This window comes from Rhodococcus sp. B7740 (genome assembly GCF_000954115.1).
Taxonomy (GTDB): Bacteria; Actinomycetota; Actinomycetes; order Mycobacteriales; family Mycobacteriaceae; genus Rhodococcoides.
On the sequence record NZ_CP010797.1, the window covers coordinates 2,153,427 to 2,168,294 of the forward strand.

Annotated in this window: 18 protein-coding genes; 6 read left to right on the plus strand and 12 right to left on the minus strand. The window is 64.5% G+C overall.

What is annotated here, in order from left to right:
• Nucleotides 1-6: 6 nt before the first annotated feature.
• The 9 genes from NY08_RS09785 to NY08_RS09825 all read right to left on the minus strand — a co-directional run bounded on the left by NY08_RS09785 (nt 7) and on the right by NY08_RS09825 (nt 9,050).
• Nucleotides 7-486 carry a Fur family transcriptional regulator gene (locus NY08_RS09785; protein ID WP_032397634.1) on the minus strand — a complete coding sequence of 160 codons (480 nt, stop codon included), beginning with the start codon at nt 484-486 and terminating at the stop codon, nt 7-9.
• Nucleotides 487-643: 157 nt separating this feature from the next.
• Nucleotides 644-913, minus strand: coding sequence for a metal-sensitive transcriptional regulator (locus NY08_RS09790; protein WP_032397635.1), 270 nt, complete (start codon nt 911-913; stop codon nt 644-646).
• A gap of 51 nt (nt 914-964) precedes the next feature.
• Complete coding sequence (locus NY08_RS09795) at nt 965-1,384, minus strand: DUF302 domain-containing protein (RefSeq protein ID WP_032397636.1); 420 nt, start codon at nt 1,382-1,384, stop codon at nt 965-967.
• Nucleotides 1,385-1,408: 24 nt separating this feature from the next.
• Nucleotides 1,409-3,562 carry an MMPL family transporter gene (locus NY08_RS09800; RefSeq protein WP_045196095.1) on the minus strand — a complete coding sequence of 718 codons (2,154 nt, stop codon included), beginning with the start codon at nt 3,560-3,562 and terminating at the stop codon, nt 1,409-1,411.
• A gap of 166 nt (nt 3,563-3,728) precedes the next feature.
• A complete protein-coding gene (locus tag NY08_RS09805) occupies nt 3,729-4,193 on the minus strand; it encodes a MarR family transcriptional regulator (RefSeq protein ID WP_052050232.1) in 465 nt (154 codons plus the stop codon).
• A gap of 11 nt (nt 4,194-4,204) precedes the next feature.
• Nucleotides 4,205-6,007: an acetyl/propionyl/methylcrotonyl-CoA carboxylase subunit alpha gene (locus NY08_RS09810; RefSeq protein WP_045200088.1), complete on the minus strand. Its 1,803-nt coding sequence runs from the start codon at nt 6,005-6,007 to the stop codon at nt 4,205-4,207.
• A gap of 14 nt (nt 6,008-6,021) precedes the next feature.
• Nucleotides 6,022-6,258, minus strand: a complete 237-nt coding sequence (locus NY08_RS09815; RefSeq protein ID WP_045196097.1) for an acyl-CoA carboxylase epsilon subunit — start codon at nt 6,256-6,258, stop codon at nt 6,022-6,024.
• Nucleotides 6,255-7,865 carry an acyl-CoA carboxylase subunit beta gene (locus NY08_RS09820; protein ID WP_045196099.1) on the minus strand — a complete coding sequence of 537 codons (1,611 nt, stop codon included), beginning with the start codon at nt 7,863-7,865 and terminating at the stop codon, nt 6,255-6,257. The genes NY08_RS09815 and NY08_RS09820 overlap by 4 nt, the downstream gene beginning before the upstream one ends.
• A 42-nt stretch (nt 7,866-7,907) precedes the next feature.
• Nucleotides 7,908-9,050, minus strand: coding sequence for an acyl-CoA dehydrogenase family protein (locus NY08_RS09825; protein ID WP_045196102.1), 1,143 nt, complete (start codon nt 9,048-9,050; stop codon nt 7,908-7,910).
• 94 nt (nt 9,051-9,144) lie between these two features.
• Here NY08_RS09825 and NY08_RS09830 point away from each other — a divergent pair, with 94 nt between their 5' ends.
• The 6 genes from NY08_RS09830 to NY08_RS09855 all read left to right on the plus strand — a co-directional run bounded on the left by NY08_RS09830 (nt 9,145) and on the right by NY08_RS09855 (nt 12,575).
• A complete protein-coding gene (locus NY08_RS09830) occupies nt 9,145-9,726 on the plus strand; it encodes a TetR/AcrR family transcriptional regulator (protein ID WP_222092734.1) in 582 nt (193 codons plus the stop codon).
• An 81-nt stretch (nt 9,727-9,807) separates the two neighbouring features.
• The gene (locus NY08_RS09835) at nt 9,808-10,827 is read left to right on the plus strand and encodes an LLM class flavin-dependent oxidoreductase (RefSeq protein WP_045196104.1); all 1,020 of its coding nucleotides are present in this window, start codon (nt 9,808-9,810) and stop codon (nt 10,825-10,827) included.
• A gap of 85 nt (nt 10,828-10,912) precedes the next feature.
• Nucleotides 10,913-11,719: a transglutaminase-like domain-containing protein gene (locus NY08_RS09840; protein ID WP_032394267.1), complete on the plus strand. Its 807-nt coding sequence runs from the start codon at nt 10,913-10,915 to the stop codon at nt 11,717-11,719.
• Between the two features lie 114 nt (nt 11,720-11,833).
• Nucleotides 11,834-12,004, plus strand: a complete 171-nt coding sequence (locus NY08_RS09845; RefSeq protein ID WP_008718579.1) for a CsbD family protein — start codon at nt 11,834-11,836, stop codon at nt 12,002-12,004.
• Nucleotides 12,005-12,090: 86 nt separating this feature from the next.
• Nucleotides 12,091-12,351 (plus strand): lipopolysaccharide assembly protein LapA domain-containing protein, encoded by a 261-nt coding sequence (locus NY08_RS09850; protein WP_045196107.1) that lies wholly within the window; start codon nt 12,091-12,093, stop codon nt 12,349-12,351.
• Nucleotides 12,348-12,575: a hypothetical protein gene (locus NY08_RS09855; protein WP_032394266.1), complete on the plus strand. Its 228-nt coding sequence runs from the start codon at nt 12,348-12,350 to the stop codon at nt 12,573-12,575. The genes NY08_RS09850 and NY08_RS09855 overlap by 4 nt, the downstream gene beginning before the upstream one ends.
• A gap of 49 nt (nt 12,576-12,624) precedes the next feature.
• Here NY08_RS09855 and NY08_RS09860 read toward each other — a convergent pair whose 3' ends face one another.
• The 3 genes from NY08_RS09860 to NY08_RS09870 all read right to left on the minus strand — a co-directional run bounded on the left by NY08_RS09860 (nt 12,625) and on the right by NY08_RS09870 (nt 14,641).
• Nucleotides 12,625-12,930 (minus strand): hypothetical protein, encoded by a 306-nt coding sequence (locus NY08_RS09860; protein ID WP_032394265.1) that lies wholly within the window; start codon nt 12,928-12,930, stop codon nt 12,625-12,627.
• A 119-nt stretch (nt 12,931-13,049) separates the two neighbouring features.
• The gene (gene thiD / locus NY08_RS09865) at nt 13,050-13,841 is read right to left on the minus strand and encodes a bifunctional hydroxymethylpyrimidine kinase/phosphomethylpyrimidine kinase (RefSeq protein WP_045196109.1); all 792 of its coding nucleotides are present in this window, start codon (nt 13,839-13,841) and stop codon (nt 13,050-13,052) included.
• 65 nt (nt 13,842-13,906) lie between these two features.
• Entirely contained in the window at nt 13,907-14,641 is a 735-nt protein-coding gene (locus NY08_RS09870; RefSeq protein ID WP_235387151.1) for a GAF and ANTAR domain-containing protein, read from the minus strand.
• Nucleotides 14,642-14,868 lie beyond the last annotated feature (227 nt).

Consider the following 14,868-nt stretch of genomic DNA (forward strand, 5'->3'; position numbering starts at 1 on the left):
GTCGGTTCACGAACTCTGCTGTGTCCGAGAACCGGGAGGGAACGAAACAGGAGCTGTCGACTGCCGTCGAGCAGTCGAACACTGTGCGCAGAAGCCCCAGTAGATGACTTCCGCCTCGTCGATCGTGAAACCGACGGAGTCCGATGCGGTGAGACATGGCGTTTCGCCCACCGCGCAGTCCACGTCGGCGATGACGCCACAGGAGCGGCACACCGCGTGGTGGTGGTTGTCGCCGACGCGAGATTCGTACCGAGCGGGAGATCCTGCCGGTTCGATTCGCCGCACCAGGCGCGCCGCGGTCAACGCATTGAGCACGTCGTACACGGTTTGCCGCGACACCTCGGGCAGCACCGATCGCACGAGTCCGAGGATCGTGTCGGTGTCTGCATGAGGATTGGATCCGACGACCTCGAGCACCGCGACCCTGGGACGGGTCACGCGCATGTCGGCGGTGCGTAACAGCTCCGCGTACGGTGAGATCGGCATCACAGCAATACTATCCTCCGCTTTTCTGGACAAAGTCAAGTATGCAGACGAATCCGCCGGATGTCGACCTGGACGCCGAACAACAGCGCCGTCACCGAGCAACCGCGACTCCTACTGTTCGCTTTCCCTACACTCCTCGGTTGGATTCGGGACGGGATCAGGCCAGTGCCAGGAACAGCTTCTCCAGTTCGGCCTCGGTCATCGGCTCCTTCTCCCCCGCACTCTCGCCCGTCATGCATTCACGCAGGCCCGTTGCCACGATCTTGAATCCGGCCTTGTCCAGCGCTCTGGAAACAGCAGCGAGCTGAGTGACCACATCCTTGCAATCGCGTCCGTTCTCGATCATCCCGATGACGCCGGCGAGCTGACCGTGCGCGCGCTTGAGCCGGTTCAGTACCAGTGCGATGCTGTCTTCGTCGCCGATCATGTCGATCTCCTCGGTGGTTGCGGTAGTGCCCCCGATGGTACCCCCGGGGCATCAAGCGAGATCGGATCCGGTACCGCCCAGTGCCGCGATCGCCGCCTGCAATTTCACGGTGGCCTCGGAGGCGACCGCACCCAACTCGGGCTCACCGGTGACCTCGACCATGATGGCCGGGTTCATCGCCTCGACGACGACGGACCCCGCTACCGACGTGTTCTCGCGGACGACGACGTTGCACGGCAACAGCAGACCGATCTGCTTCATCACTCCGACGGCGCGATGAGCCAGTCCCGGGTTACACGCGCCCAGGATCACGTAGCGCTCCATGTCCTCGCCGAGCTTGGCCTTCAACGTGGCCTGCATGTCGATTTCGGTGAGAACTCCGAATCCCTGCTCCGACAACGCCTTTCTCGTGCTCTCGATCGCGTCGGCGAAATCGGTGTCGGTCAGTGTGGTGGACAATGCGATGTTCATGACGACTCCTCGAAAATTGTTGTGTCAGTGCGAAAAGCGAATGGAGGGCAGCACCGCACGCAGCCACGCCGGCGACCACCACGCGCCGTGTCCGGTCAGCCGTAGCAGGACCGGAAGCAGGACGAGTCGAACCAGGAACGCGTCGAGCAATACCGCAACACCCAGGATGATGCCCATCTCTTTCGGGGGCAACGGATCCGACAGTGCGAACGTGAAGAACACTGCCACCATCACCGCCGCGGCAGCAAAGATGACTCGCCCCGAGTGCGCCAAGCCGTCGACCTGAGCAGCCTTGGAATCGCCCGAGCGTTCGTAGTGTTCCTTCGCGGTGGCCAGCAGAAAAACCGTGTAGTCCATGGCGATCGCGAAGATCATCGCGAAGAAGAACACCGGACCCCAGCCGTCCAGGAATCCCTGCGGGGTGAAACCGAGCAGTGACGCGCCGTGGCCGTCCTGGAAGATCGACTTGGCAACTCCGAAGGCCGCCGCCGTGGACAGCAGGCTCACCAGAGTGCCGAGCAGCGCGATCAGCGGAGCCTGCAGCGCGACCAGAAGCAGCACGAACCCGAGGACCAGGATGATCCCGACGACGATCGGCAGGTAGTCGTTCAGAGCCTGCTGAAGGTCCAGGTTCTCCGCGGGCGCTCCGCCGACGAGTGCCGAATCGGGCAGCGTGGATCGCAGATCGGCGAGAATGGTACCCATCGATTCGTCGGACGGATCCACCGACGGAATTGCCTGCAGCAGAGCAAATCCCGAACCGTCAGCTGCACTCTGTGGCGGCGTCACCATCGAGATCCCGTGGACCCCGGCAGCGGCGGTCGCGGTGCCGAGAGCATCGGCGTCGGGCACCACGATCTGCAGCGCTCCCGGTGCACCCGGCCCGAACTGAGCCTGTACGAGCTCGTAGCCCTGGCGCACCGGTGCGTTCTCGGGCACCACCGCGATCGACGGCATCGCCACCTTCAATCCGAGCACCGGAAGGGCCAGGGCGATCAGAATTCCCACGGAGACCACGGCGAACGGCCACGGGTGCTTGTGCAGCAACTCGCCCCATGCTGCGAACATCGGGGATCGATGTTCCTGCCGCTTGGCGTACGGCAACGAGGCGGCATCGACCTTGGAGCCGAGCGCACCCAATGCCGCAGGCAGCAGCGTCATGGTCGCCAGCAACACGAAGGCGACGGCCAGCATGATTCCGACAGCCATCGTGCGCACCGCAGGCGCGGGGACCAGCAACACTGCGGACAGACTCACCAGCACCGTCAGCCCGGACAACACGACGGCTTTGCCTGCGGTGTCCATGGTTTCGGCCACCGCCGCCCGAGGGTCTGCGTGACGCAACGCGTCGCGGAATCGAGCAACGACGAACAGCGCGTAGTCGATTCCCAGCGCGAGCGCGAACATCATCGCGAAGTTCATGGCCCACACCGAGATCGGCGTGACTCCGTTGAGCAGAACGAGACCACCAGCCGATGCGACGAGACCGGCAACGGTGAGCAGCAGCGGCAATCCGGCGGCGACGAGTGATCCGAACGCAAGCACCATGATCGCCAATGTGACCGGCCACGAGAACAATTCGGCTTGGATCATCGCGTCGTGGTTCGCCTGGTTGAAGTCCGACCACAGGGCCGACGAACCGGTGGGGTACACCTCGATTCCGTCGGTCGAGAGCGCGGTCAACCGCTCCTTCACATCGTCGACGGCCTTCACCATCTCGTCGGTCGTGCCGTTCGCCCCGGCGATGACGATGCCGGTTCGGCCGTCCGGGCTGATCGTCATCCCCGGTTGCGGCGCAACGACGTCCCCGAATCTGGTGTCACCGGCGAACACATCGGACACGTCGGCAATCACGTTCCGAACAGCGGGATCGGTGATGGGTTCTGCGTCGGAGTGGACGACCACCTGCACCGCGGCGGAGGAGTTACCGCCGAAGTGCTGCTGGGCCGATTCTCGAACCTGAACGGATTCGGATCCGTTCGCCTGCCATCCCGCTCCGGCGAGGGACGAGAACACCGAGGGCGCGAACGAACCGAGGCCGACGAGCGCGATGAGCCACACACCGAACACCCACCGTCGATGGGTCACCATCGCCCCGCCCGCACGGCCGAGCAGGCCCGGCGCGGCTACCGGCCGATCATCCGGTGGACGAAGAACTTCGGCATCACGCAGCGACATGGTGCTCCTATACGGGTGGGGGTATCGATCGGGGCAGACGAACCCCCGGATCGATCGAACGTGCCCACCTTCGCACATACCCAAGGGGGTATGCAAGTACCCCTGGGGGTATCACCTCAGGGGTACTTGCACTCAGAGCCGACGGCCCGGTGTTGTCACCTGCCGGTCAGCGCCGACCGTTCCACTGCTTCTCGATGCCGCGCAACACCTCGAGCGTCCGAGCAGAATCGGCATCGACTGCCATCCTCGACCGAGCGCGTTCGAGCGCACGCTCGGCCCGAGTGACCGCACGGTGCCCCGAGTCGGTGGCCTCGACCATGTACTGCTGCCGATTTCGCGGATTGGCGCTCCGCACCAACAGCCCCGACTCGACGAGACTGGCAGTCGTGGCGGTGATACTCGTCCGGTGCCGCACCAACTCCCGCGACAGCGCACTGTAGGACATCGGCCCTCGCCTGGACACCAGTTCCAGCACCTCGTACCTCGCCCAGCTCAGCCCCTGCGCGTCCAGTGCCTCCGCCAGACGGACCCGCGCGGCCGACGCCATGCGCAGCACCGTGGACACGATTTCGAGCTCGGTGGAATGCACCGGCGAGGTACCACCGTCGAACGATTCAGCGATGGCAGTCATCGGACACTCCCCTACTTGATCTCTGCGAGGACGGTGCCTTGGGTGATGGCGTCGCCTGCGGTGACGGTCAGGCCGGTGATGGTGCCGCCTTTGTGGGCGTTGACGGGGTTTTCCATCTTCATCGCTTCCAGGACGGCGATGAGGTCCCCGGCCTCGACGGTGTGGCCTTCTTCGACAGCGACTTTGACCACGGTGCCCTGCATCGGTGCGGTCACCGCGTCACCGGATGCCGCACCGGCTCCGGCACCACCACGGGTACGCGGTTTCGGCTTGCGCCGTACTGCACCCGCGTTGGCACCGCCGCTGTTGCCGCCGCCGAGGGACAGTTCCCCGGGCAGGGAGACCTCGACGCGTCGGCCACCGACCTCGACGACGACGGACTGCCGCGGCAGCACCTCCTCGTCGTCGATCGGTTGTCCGGCGGTGAACGGGGCAACCTGGTTGTCCCATTCGGTTTCGATCCACCGGGTGTGCACCGAGAACGACTCCCCGTCGCCGATGAACGCCGGATCGGAGACCACCGCAGCATGGAACGGGATCACCGTCGCCAACCCCTCGACGGTGAACTCGGCGAGGGCGCGACGTGAGCGCGCGAGGGCTTCCTCGCGGGTGGCTCCGGTGACGATGAGTTTGGCGAGCATCGAATCGAACTGGCCGCCGATCACCGAGCCGGATTCGACACCGGAATCGACGCGCACCCCTGGACCCGACGGGGCGATGAACGTGGTGACCGGGCCGGGTGCGGGCAGGAACCCGCGGCCGGCGTCTTCGCCGTTGATCCGGAACTCGAACGAATGCCCCCGCGGTTCGGGATCTTCGGTGATCGACAGTTCCTCGCCGTTGGCGATCCGGAACTGCTGCAGCACCAGATCGATGCCGGAGGTTTCCTCGGTGACGGGGTGTTCGACCTGCAGGCGGGTGTTGACTTCCAAGAACGAGACGAGGCCGTCCTGGCCGACGAGGTATTCGACCGTCCCGGCACCGTAGTAGCCGGCTTCGAGGCAGATCGCTTTCGCCGACGAGTGGATTTCCTTGCGTTGGGCGTCGGTGAGGAACGGGGCGGGGGCTTCTTCGACGAGTTTCTGGAAGCGGCGTTGCAGCGAGCAGTCGCGGGTGCCTGCGACGACGACGTTGCCGTGTTGGTCGGCGATGACCTGCGCTTCGACGTGGCGGGGCTTGTCGAGGTAGCGTTCGACGAAGCATTCCCCCCGCCCGAACGCCGCGACCGCTTCGCGGGTGGCCGAATCGAACAACTCGGGGATCTCCTCGCGGGTGCGGGCGACCTTCATGCCGCGTCCGCCGCCACCGAACGCGGCTTTGATCGCGATCGGCAGGCCGTGTTCGTCGGCGAAGGCGAGGATCTCGTCGGCGTTCTTCACCGGTTCGGAGGTGCCCGGCACGGACGGTGCTTTGGCGCGGGCGGCGATGTGGCGGGCGGTGACCTTGTCACCGAGGTCGCGGATCGACTGCGGAGACGGCCCGATCCAGATCAGTCCGGCATCGATCACGGCCTGGGCGAAGTCGGCGTTCTCGGAGAGGAACCCGTAGCCGGGGTGGATGGCGTCGGCACCGGACTTGGCGGCGGCGTCGAGGATCTTGTCGATCACCAGATACGACTCCGCCGAGGTCTGACCCCCGAGGGCGAACGCCTCGTCGGCCAACCGTACGAACGGGGCATCGGCATCGGGCTCGGCGTACACAGCGACACTGGCCAACCCGGCATCGGCGGCCGCCCGGATCACCCGCACCGCGATCTCGCCACGATTGGCAACAAGGACTTTCGATATTTTCTTATGGGAAGTCGAGGTAGTCATGTACTGAAATTCCTTCACTGGCCATATCGGGCATTGACGAAAAGGGCTGGAGCACTGGCAAGTCCGTAACGATGCATATCTTCCGGTCGACCCCACAGATCCGACACAACCGGAGCTTCGACGAGCACCGACGACTGCGCAGCGGTCAGAACAGCAACAACGGCAGCGATGTCGGTATCGGTCGGCTGCCCGCGAAACGACCAACTGAGGGACGCAGCAACATAATTGGCGTCGTCGTTCGTTTCGCTCATAGTGGGATGTTTCCGTGTTTCTTGGGTGGGAGGGTGACTTGTTTGCGTTCGAGTAGTCGTAGTGCGGTGACGATCTGGCCGCGGGTGTGGCTCGGGGGGATGACGGCGTCGAGGTAGCCGCGTTCGGCGGCGATGTAGGGGTTGACGAGGGTGTCTTCGTATTCCTGCTGCAGCGTCAACCGGAGGGCGTCGACGTCGTCACCGTTCTTCGCGGCTTCGAGCAACTGTTTGCGGTAGACGAACCCGACCGCGCCGGAGGCTCCCATGACCGCGATCTGCGCGGTCGGCCAGGCGAGGTTGACGTCGGCTCCCATGTGCTTGGACCCCATCACGTCGTACGCCCCGCCGTACGCTTTGCGGGTGATGACGGTGATCTTCCCGACCGTGGCCTCGCCGTAGGCGTAGAGCAGTTTCGCGCCGCGTCGGATGATGCCGTTGTATTCCTGGCCGGTGCCGGGCAGGAACCCGGGCACATCGACCAGGGTGATGATCGGGACGTTGAAGCAGTCGCAGGTGCGCACGAACCGGGCTGCTTTCTCGGAAGCGTCGATGTCGAGGGTGCCCGCGAACTGGGTGGGTTGATTGGCCACGATCCCCACCGACCGGCCGTCGATGCGCCCGAACCCGACGATGATGTTGCGGGCCCGCCCTTCCTGGACTTCGAGGAATTCGTCGTCGTCGAGGATCCGACGAATCACCTCGTGCATGTCGTACGGGGTGTTCGGTGAATCGGGGATCAGGGTGTCGAGTTCGAGATCCTCGGCGGTGAGCGAGTCCTCGATCGACCCGACGACCGGGTCCGAGGGTGCGGTGCGGGGGGCGTCGGCGCGATTGTTGCTCGGTAGGTACGAGAGCAGGTCGCGGACGTAGTCCAGTGCGTCCTGTTCTCCGGAGGCGACGTAGTGCGCGACCCCGGATTTCTCCATGTGGGTGTGCGCGCCGCCGAGTTCTTCCATGGTGACGTTCTCGCCGGTGACGGTCTTGATGACGTCGGGTCCGGTGACGAACATCTGCGAGGTGCCGTCGACCATGACCACGAAGTCGGTCAGGGCCGGGGAGTAGACGTGCCCTCCCGCGGCGGGTCCCATGATCACCGAGATCTGCGGGATCACCCCGGACGCGCGGACGTTGCGGTGGAAGATCTCGCCGTACAGTCCGAGGGAGACCACCCCTTCCTGGATGCGGGCTCCGGCGCCTTCGTTGATCCCGACCAACGGTCGTCCGGTTTTGACGGCCAGGTCCATCACCTTGACGATCTTCTCGCCGTAGATCTCCCCCAAGCTGCCGCCGAAGACGGTGGCGTCCTGGGAGAACACGCACACATCGCGGCCGTCGACGGTGCCGTAGCCGGTGACCACACCGTCACCGAAGGGCCGGTTCTCGCCCAACCCGAAGTTCTGGGAGCGGTGGCGGGCGAGGGCGTCGAGTTCGACGAACGAGCCCTCGTCGAGCAGGGCGGTGATCCGCTCACGGGCGGTCAGCTTGCCTTTGGCGTGGACCTTGTCCACCGCCGCCTCACCGGACGGAATCTCCGCAACCGCGAGACGTTTACGAAGATCGGCCAATTTACCCGCAGTGGTATGGATATCGGGTTCGGTTGTGGTCATGCAGATGTCCCCTACGTTGTGTGGAATGGCAAACGGAGATCGTCAGTTCGTGGCGAGCGAGCGCGCGATCACCAGACGCTGAATCTGGTTGGTGCCCTCGAAGATCTGAGTGATCTTGGCGTCGCGCATGTATCGCTCGACGCGGAAGTCGCGGGTGTACCCGTAGCCACCGAACACCTGTACCGCGTCGGTGGTCACCTTCATGGCCGCATCGGTAGCGATCAGCTTGGCCACGGAAGCGTTGCGCGAGTAGGGAAGTCCGGCGTCACGCCGACGCGCAGCATCGAGGTAGGTGGCGCGGGCCGAGTCCACTGCCGCTGCCATGTCCGCCAACACGAAACCGAGGCCCTGATGGTCGATGATCTTCTTGCCGAACGCCGTACGTTCCTGGGCGTACTTCACCGCGTCGTCGAGCGCCGCCTGCGCGATTCCCACGGCTACAGCGGCAATTCCGAGCCTGCCTGCATCGAGGGCACTGAAGGCGATCTGCAGTCCCTGCCCCTCCGCGCCGATTCGCCACTCGGTGGGAACGTGGACGTTGTCGTAGTGCGCGGCGGTCGTCGGGATCGCATGCAGTCCCATCTTCTCCTCGGGCTTGCCGAAGCTCAGACCGTCGGTTCCGTCCGGAACGAGGAAGCACGAGATGCCCTTCGACCCTTCGCCTGTCCGGGCGAACAGGTTGTAGAAGTCGGCCACTCCGCCGTGTGTGATCCACGCCTTCGAACCGTTCACGGTGTAGCCACCCTCGGTCGGGGTGGCCTTGCAGCTCAGTGCGGCAGCGTCCGAGCCGGCCTGTGCTTCGGACAGTGAGTAGGCGCCGATCTGCGCCCCACCGAGCATGTCGGGGAGTTTGTCGGCCTTCTGCTGTTCGGTACCGAACGCCATCACGGGATAGCAAGCCAGACCGTGCACGCTCACTGCGACTGCAACCGCCGCCCAGCGCGACGCCAGTTCTTCGAGGACCTGGAGGTACACCTCGTACGGTTGGCCACCACCTCCCCATTCCTCCGCGTACGGCAGGCTCAACAGGCCTGCCTCGCCGAGGGTGGCGAACACTCCCTCCGGGTAGGTCTCACGCCGTTCGTGGTCGTCGACGATCGGGTCGAGGACCTTGTCTGCCACGTCCCGGGTCAGGGCGATCAGATCACGCGCTTCGGACGTGGGCAACAGACGGTCGACGGGCACGTGAAAACCTCCGGGGCTATCGAATCAGTACTGCCGGACGATCCGCAGTACTGATGCACAGTACTGCACAAGCCGATGCAGTACCATCCCTGATGTGAACGCACCCGTGACCTCGCATGCCACGGCACGCCGTTCCGAACTCTTCGACCAGCTCGTGAGCTTGTTTCTGGCGGAGGGCTTCGCACACCTGACCCTCGACACCATCGCGGCCCGGCTTCGGTGCTCCAAGTCCACGCTGTACACCCTGGCGTCGAGCAAGGATCAGCTGGTCGGCGGCGCGACGGTGCACTACTTCAAGTCCATGACCACGCAGGTGGAGAACGCGGTCGCCGAGGTGGACGGCACCCGCAATCGCATCACCACCTATCTCACCGCGGTGGGGGCAGCTCTCGAGTCCGCGTCCGAACAGTTCATGACCGACCTGGCGTCACTGGAGGCGGCCCGCTCGGTATACGAACGAAACACCGCCATCGCCGCGCGCCGCGTCCAGGAGTTGATCAGCGAGGGCGTGGCCAGCGGCGAAGTGCGCGACGTGCACGCGGCCTTCGTCGGGGACGTGGCCTCCTCGGTCATGGTTCGCATTCAGACTCGCGAGGTGTTTCGACTGACCGGACTGAGCGACGGCGACGCTTACCTCGAACTGGCGAAATTGCTGACGGCGGGCATCGGCGCGTAGCCGCGGAGCAGGGAATGAATCGACCTCGGTATGCGCTGACACCCAACGAATACAGTTGATCCTTCAACGAAAGAGCGCGTGATGAAGAAGATCGGATTTCTGTCCTTCGGACACTGGTCGGCGTCCCCACAGTCGCAGACGCGGTCCGCGTCGGACGTGCTGCTGCAGTCCATCGACCTCGCGGTCGCCGCCGAAGAACTGGGTGCCGACGGCGCGTACTACCGCGTCCATCACTTCGCCAACCAGCTCGCGTCACCGTTCCCACTCCTCGCCGCCGTCGGTGCCAAGACGAGCACCATCGAGATCGGTACCGGTGTCATCGACATGCGCTACGAGAATCCGTTCTACATGGCCGAGGACTCGGGTTCCGCCGATCTCATCTCGGGCGGGCGGCTGCAGCTCGGAGTCAGCCGAGGATCGCCCGAACAGGTCGTCGAGGGCTACCGCTACTTCGGCTACACACCGGCCGAGGGCTCCGATCACGCCGACATGGCCCGTGAACACACCCGCATCTACCTCGATCTTCTCGAAGGCAAGGGTTTCGCACAGCCCAATCCGCGGCCGATGTTTCCCAATCCGCCCGGACTCCTGCGCCTCGAACCACACTCCCCCGGTTTGCGGCAGCGCATCTGGTGGGGTGCAGGCACCCGCGACACCGCCGAGTGGACCGCGCGACAAGGCATGAACCTGATGAGTTCGACGCTGTTGAGCGAAGACACCGGAGTGCCGTTCCATCAATTGCAGGCCGAGCAGATCGAACGGTTCCACAAGACGTGGAGCGACGCCGGACACGACTTCGCGCCCCGAACTTCGGTGAGCCGCAGCATCTTTCCGATCGTCAACGATCTCGACCGCGCGTACTTCGGCCGAGAGGGCAGCGGCGACGATCAGGTCGGCTACATCGACGGCGGCAAGGCCCGATTCGGCAAGACGTACGCAGGCGAGCCCGATCGACTGATCGAGGAACTCGCCGCGGACGAAGCTATCGCAGCCGCCGATACGCTGCTGCTCACCGTCCCCAACCAGTTGGGCGTCGACTACTGCGCCCACGTCCTCGACACTGTGTTGCGCGACGTCGCCCCGGCGCTGGGGTGGCGCTGACCACTCGCAGAGTGAGATTGGATTGATTTCGACGGATACGGGTACTGGCAGCTCGTTCACCCGCCCTCGCCTGCCAGGAGTTCCCATGCTCAAACGCGACGTATCCGCGCGCCTCGATGTAGACATCACCGCAGCCACCACGCTCGAATTCCAGATCGCAATCGCGCCGCATCCGGGCACGACGGTCACCGAGTCACTGTCCTTCGTTCTCGACGGCAACCCCATCGAGGCGAAGGAAGTGAGCGGGCCGCACGGCAACCGAATTCACGTCATGCCCGCCGACGTTGGCAACCTGCAGGTCTCGTACGACGCCACCATCTTGGGCAACACCACCCCGGCACCGGTCACCGACTACGACATGTCGCTCTACCTCCGACCGAGCCGGTACGCCGAGGCCGACAAGTTCTACGGTTTCGCCGCAACCGAATTCGGCGACTACGCGGACTCCGAGGAACTGCTGGCCAAAATCTCCGCGTGGGTCGGCGCTCGCCTGAGTTACGTTCCGGGGAGCAGTGATCCGATCGACGGCGCTGTCGACACACTGCTCGCCGGACAGGGCGTCTGCCGGGACTACTCGCACCTCGTGGTGGCCATGCTGCGGGCGGTCAACGTTCCGGCCCGCCTGGTGGCGGTGTACGCACCCGGCTGCGATCCGATGGACTTCCACGCCGTCGCCGAAGCATTCGTGGGCGGCCAGTGGCGCGTCGTGGATGCCACCTGCCTCGCCCCGCGCTCGACGCTGGTGCGCATCTCGGTCGGTCGCGACGCCGCCGACACCGCATTCCTGGACAACCACAAGGGTGCCATCACGCTGAACAGTTCCGTGGTCACGGCAGTGGTCGACGGCGAGCTCCCGCAGGACGACATCACCGAGCTGGTCTCCCTCACCTGACCTCCGGCCGGACACCGCCCCACTGTGATCTGAATCACACCGACGTTTGCTTTCGGTGACCAAAACCGACTAAGTATCCGTTACCAACAATCACAGCCACCCGGAAGGACTCTCATGAGCTTCATCGACAAGGCCAAGAACGCCGCGGAAGACGCCATCGGCAAGGCGAAGGAAGTTGTCGGCGACGCCACCGACAACAAGGACCTCGAGGCCGAGGGCAAGAAGGATCAGGGTTCTGCAGGCGTGAAGAAGGTCGGCGAGAACATCAAGGACACCTTCAAGTAACACCGCAATCGCATCGAGTGCCGCCGATCTCGATGATCGGCGGCACTCGCCTTTCACCCCTTCCACCTCACAGAACGGATTCCCTCATGACCACATCCACCAGCAACACCGAGACCACCAAGCGTCGCGGCGGATTCGCATCGAAGTTCGCCCTCCTCGTCACGCTCGTCCTGGTCGCAGCACTGGTGATCTTCGTGCTGCAGAACACCGTGCACACCACCATCAACTTCCTGGGCTGGAACTTCGATCTCGGCCAGGGCGTCTCCTTGCTCGGTGCCGCTGTCGTCGGAGCCGTCATCACGTTGACCGCGACCGCTGCGCTCAAGGTTCGACGCGCAGTCCGATGATTCCCCTGCTCGCGCGCAAGTACCTGTACCGCTACCTCATCGTTGCGATCGGGCTTCCCGTCCTCGCTCGGTTGTTGGCCTTCGCCGGCCAGAGCCTCGAAAAGCGAACGGGCAAGGACAATGTCGTGTCCAGAGGCCTGAAGTCGGCCGGTCGATTCGCACAACGGCGGGCCGACAAGTCGCAGGGCAAGAAGGACCGTGAGTCTCTTCGCGCACACCGCTGAGCCGGTCGACCAATGCGTCGGCCGGCTGTACCGGCCTACCCGGCGAGGGTCAGTGTCCCGCCGGGTCGGTCAGCGACTTGCCTTCCCGGGCCTTGACACGTTTGCGTTCCAGTAGAACCAGTGCAATTCCGGCCGCGAGAAGAACCGGCGCGGCGATCGCACCGATCCACACCCATCCGGAGAACCCGTAGCCGGCGGCGGTAAGGGTGAGACCCAGGCTCACCAATGCCATTCCGATGAAGATGTATCCGGGCCAGTTTCGCGTGTCGACAATCGCCTCACCCGCGTGGCCGCGGGTCGTCCGATCGTCGTCGCGTGCGCCGGCGTCGGAATCGCTCGTGTTCTGGTGCGCCATGTGAACCTCTCGAGATGAATGAGTGACGGCCACTGACCGCAGACCGGTCCTGAGGAGCGTTCACCGCCTTCACAGCGCGGTTCCCGTAAAGCGCCGTCGACAAACATCGGGCCGATGGTTCAGTCGTGCCAACTCACTGCGGCGAACGGGGCGTGGCTCGTCAGTCGTCCGACGATGCCTGCGTGTGCGAAGTTCTTGGCGGTGGCGACCGCGTCGAGCACGTCCACGCCTTTCGCGAGCTCGGCCGTGATGGCCGCGGCGAACACGCATCCGGCACCCGATACCCGCTCCTCGCCCACCTTGGGGGCGCGCAGCACGGTCAGTTCGGAACCGTCCCAGACTACGTCTACGGCCTCGTCGCCGGGCAACCCCGCACCCCCCTTGACCACCACGTACCGCGGTCCGAGTTCGGCAATTCGTTTGGCCGCCTCGCCCAGATCGTCGACGGTGGTGATGGCGTCCATTCCGGACAATGTCTGTGCCTCGAACAGATTGGGGGTGATCACGGTGGCCAGCGGAAGAATGTCGCGCCGAAGCGCATTGTCGGTGTCGAGCGCCGCGCCCGGCTCCTGACCCTTGCAGATCAACACCGGATCGACCACCACGTGCCGCCACGGCTGCAGACGCAGTGAGCTCGCCACGGTCTCGACGGTAGCGGGTGTGCCGAGCATGCCGACCTTGACGACATCGAGATCGTGTGCGGCAGTAGCGACTTCGATCTGATCGGCGATGACCGAGCTGTCGATGGGAACGAAGCGGTGACCCCAGTCGGACTTCGGATCGAACGAGACGATGCACGTGATGGTGCCGACTCCGTAGGCCCCGAGCCGCTCGAATGTCTTGAGGTCTGCCTGCAGACCGGCTCCACCGGTGGCTTCCGAACCTGCGATCACGTACGCGATTGTCGACATGACCTCAGTATGACAAGTACCTGTCGACCCGAAATCAGGTGGTCGCGCACCTGGTGGGGCGAACGTCAGCTCGGCAGATCGGGTTCGGTCGGGTGTTCACGGGCGATCAGCTGCGCCGCCAACGTCGATACCGGCACGTTCATTTCCTGTGACAGCGCACCGAGCATGTCGAACGCGCGGATGGCGTCGACGTCGAAGCGCTCCATGATGATCCCCTTGGCCTGACCGATTCGATCTCGTGAGGCCAGAGCGCTGCGAAATTGCTCACCACGCCGAGCGCTCGACAACGCGATCGCCGCGTGTGTGGCCAGGTTCAGTGCCGAGTCCTCGGTGTCCGGGTCGAACCGGCCGGTGCCCTCGGCGAGCAGATTGAGCGCGCCGAGTTCTTGCCCGTCGGTGTAGAGCTGGATCGACAGAACCGAGCGAACAGGAGTCTGTTCGACAACCGCGCGAGTCAGACGTGGCCACCGATCCTCGGATTCGACGTCCTCGATTCGTACCGTCTGATGAGTCCAGATGGCCTCGAAACACGGGCCCTGTCCATGCTCGTGCTGCAATGCATCGAACGTACGAGGCGCATCGCCGGTGGAGGCCGTCGATTCCAGATACTCCGGCCGTCGACCCTTGCTCGTTCGCCGGACCAGAGTGACCCCCGCGTGATCCACCCCGTCGAGCAATCGCACAGCGGCCGCCGTGACCTCCTCGAGCACCTGCTGCTGCGTCATCGAGCCGTGGACCACAGTTCCATGTGCGGTGAGAGCCATCTGCGAGATTCGTTCGTAGATGTCGACCTGTTCCACGTCTTCATCCTTTCGACCGCATACGACCGCTTGGTACCTTCTCACACCGGTGTGAGAAATGCCCAGTCCCCGCGACCGCCCCTGCCATCGGTTGAGGTGGACCTTTTCGGGGCATACGGCAGTGTCGGATCGTTCTACCGTGCGATCGCAGCACCCAGAGTGCCCCACTTCCAGTCCCGGAGTGTCGGCGAGAGCGGATCACGTGCTCACACAAAACGACAAGAGAT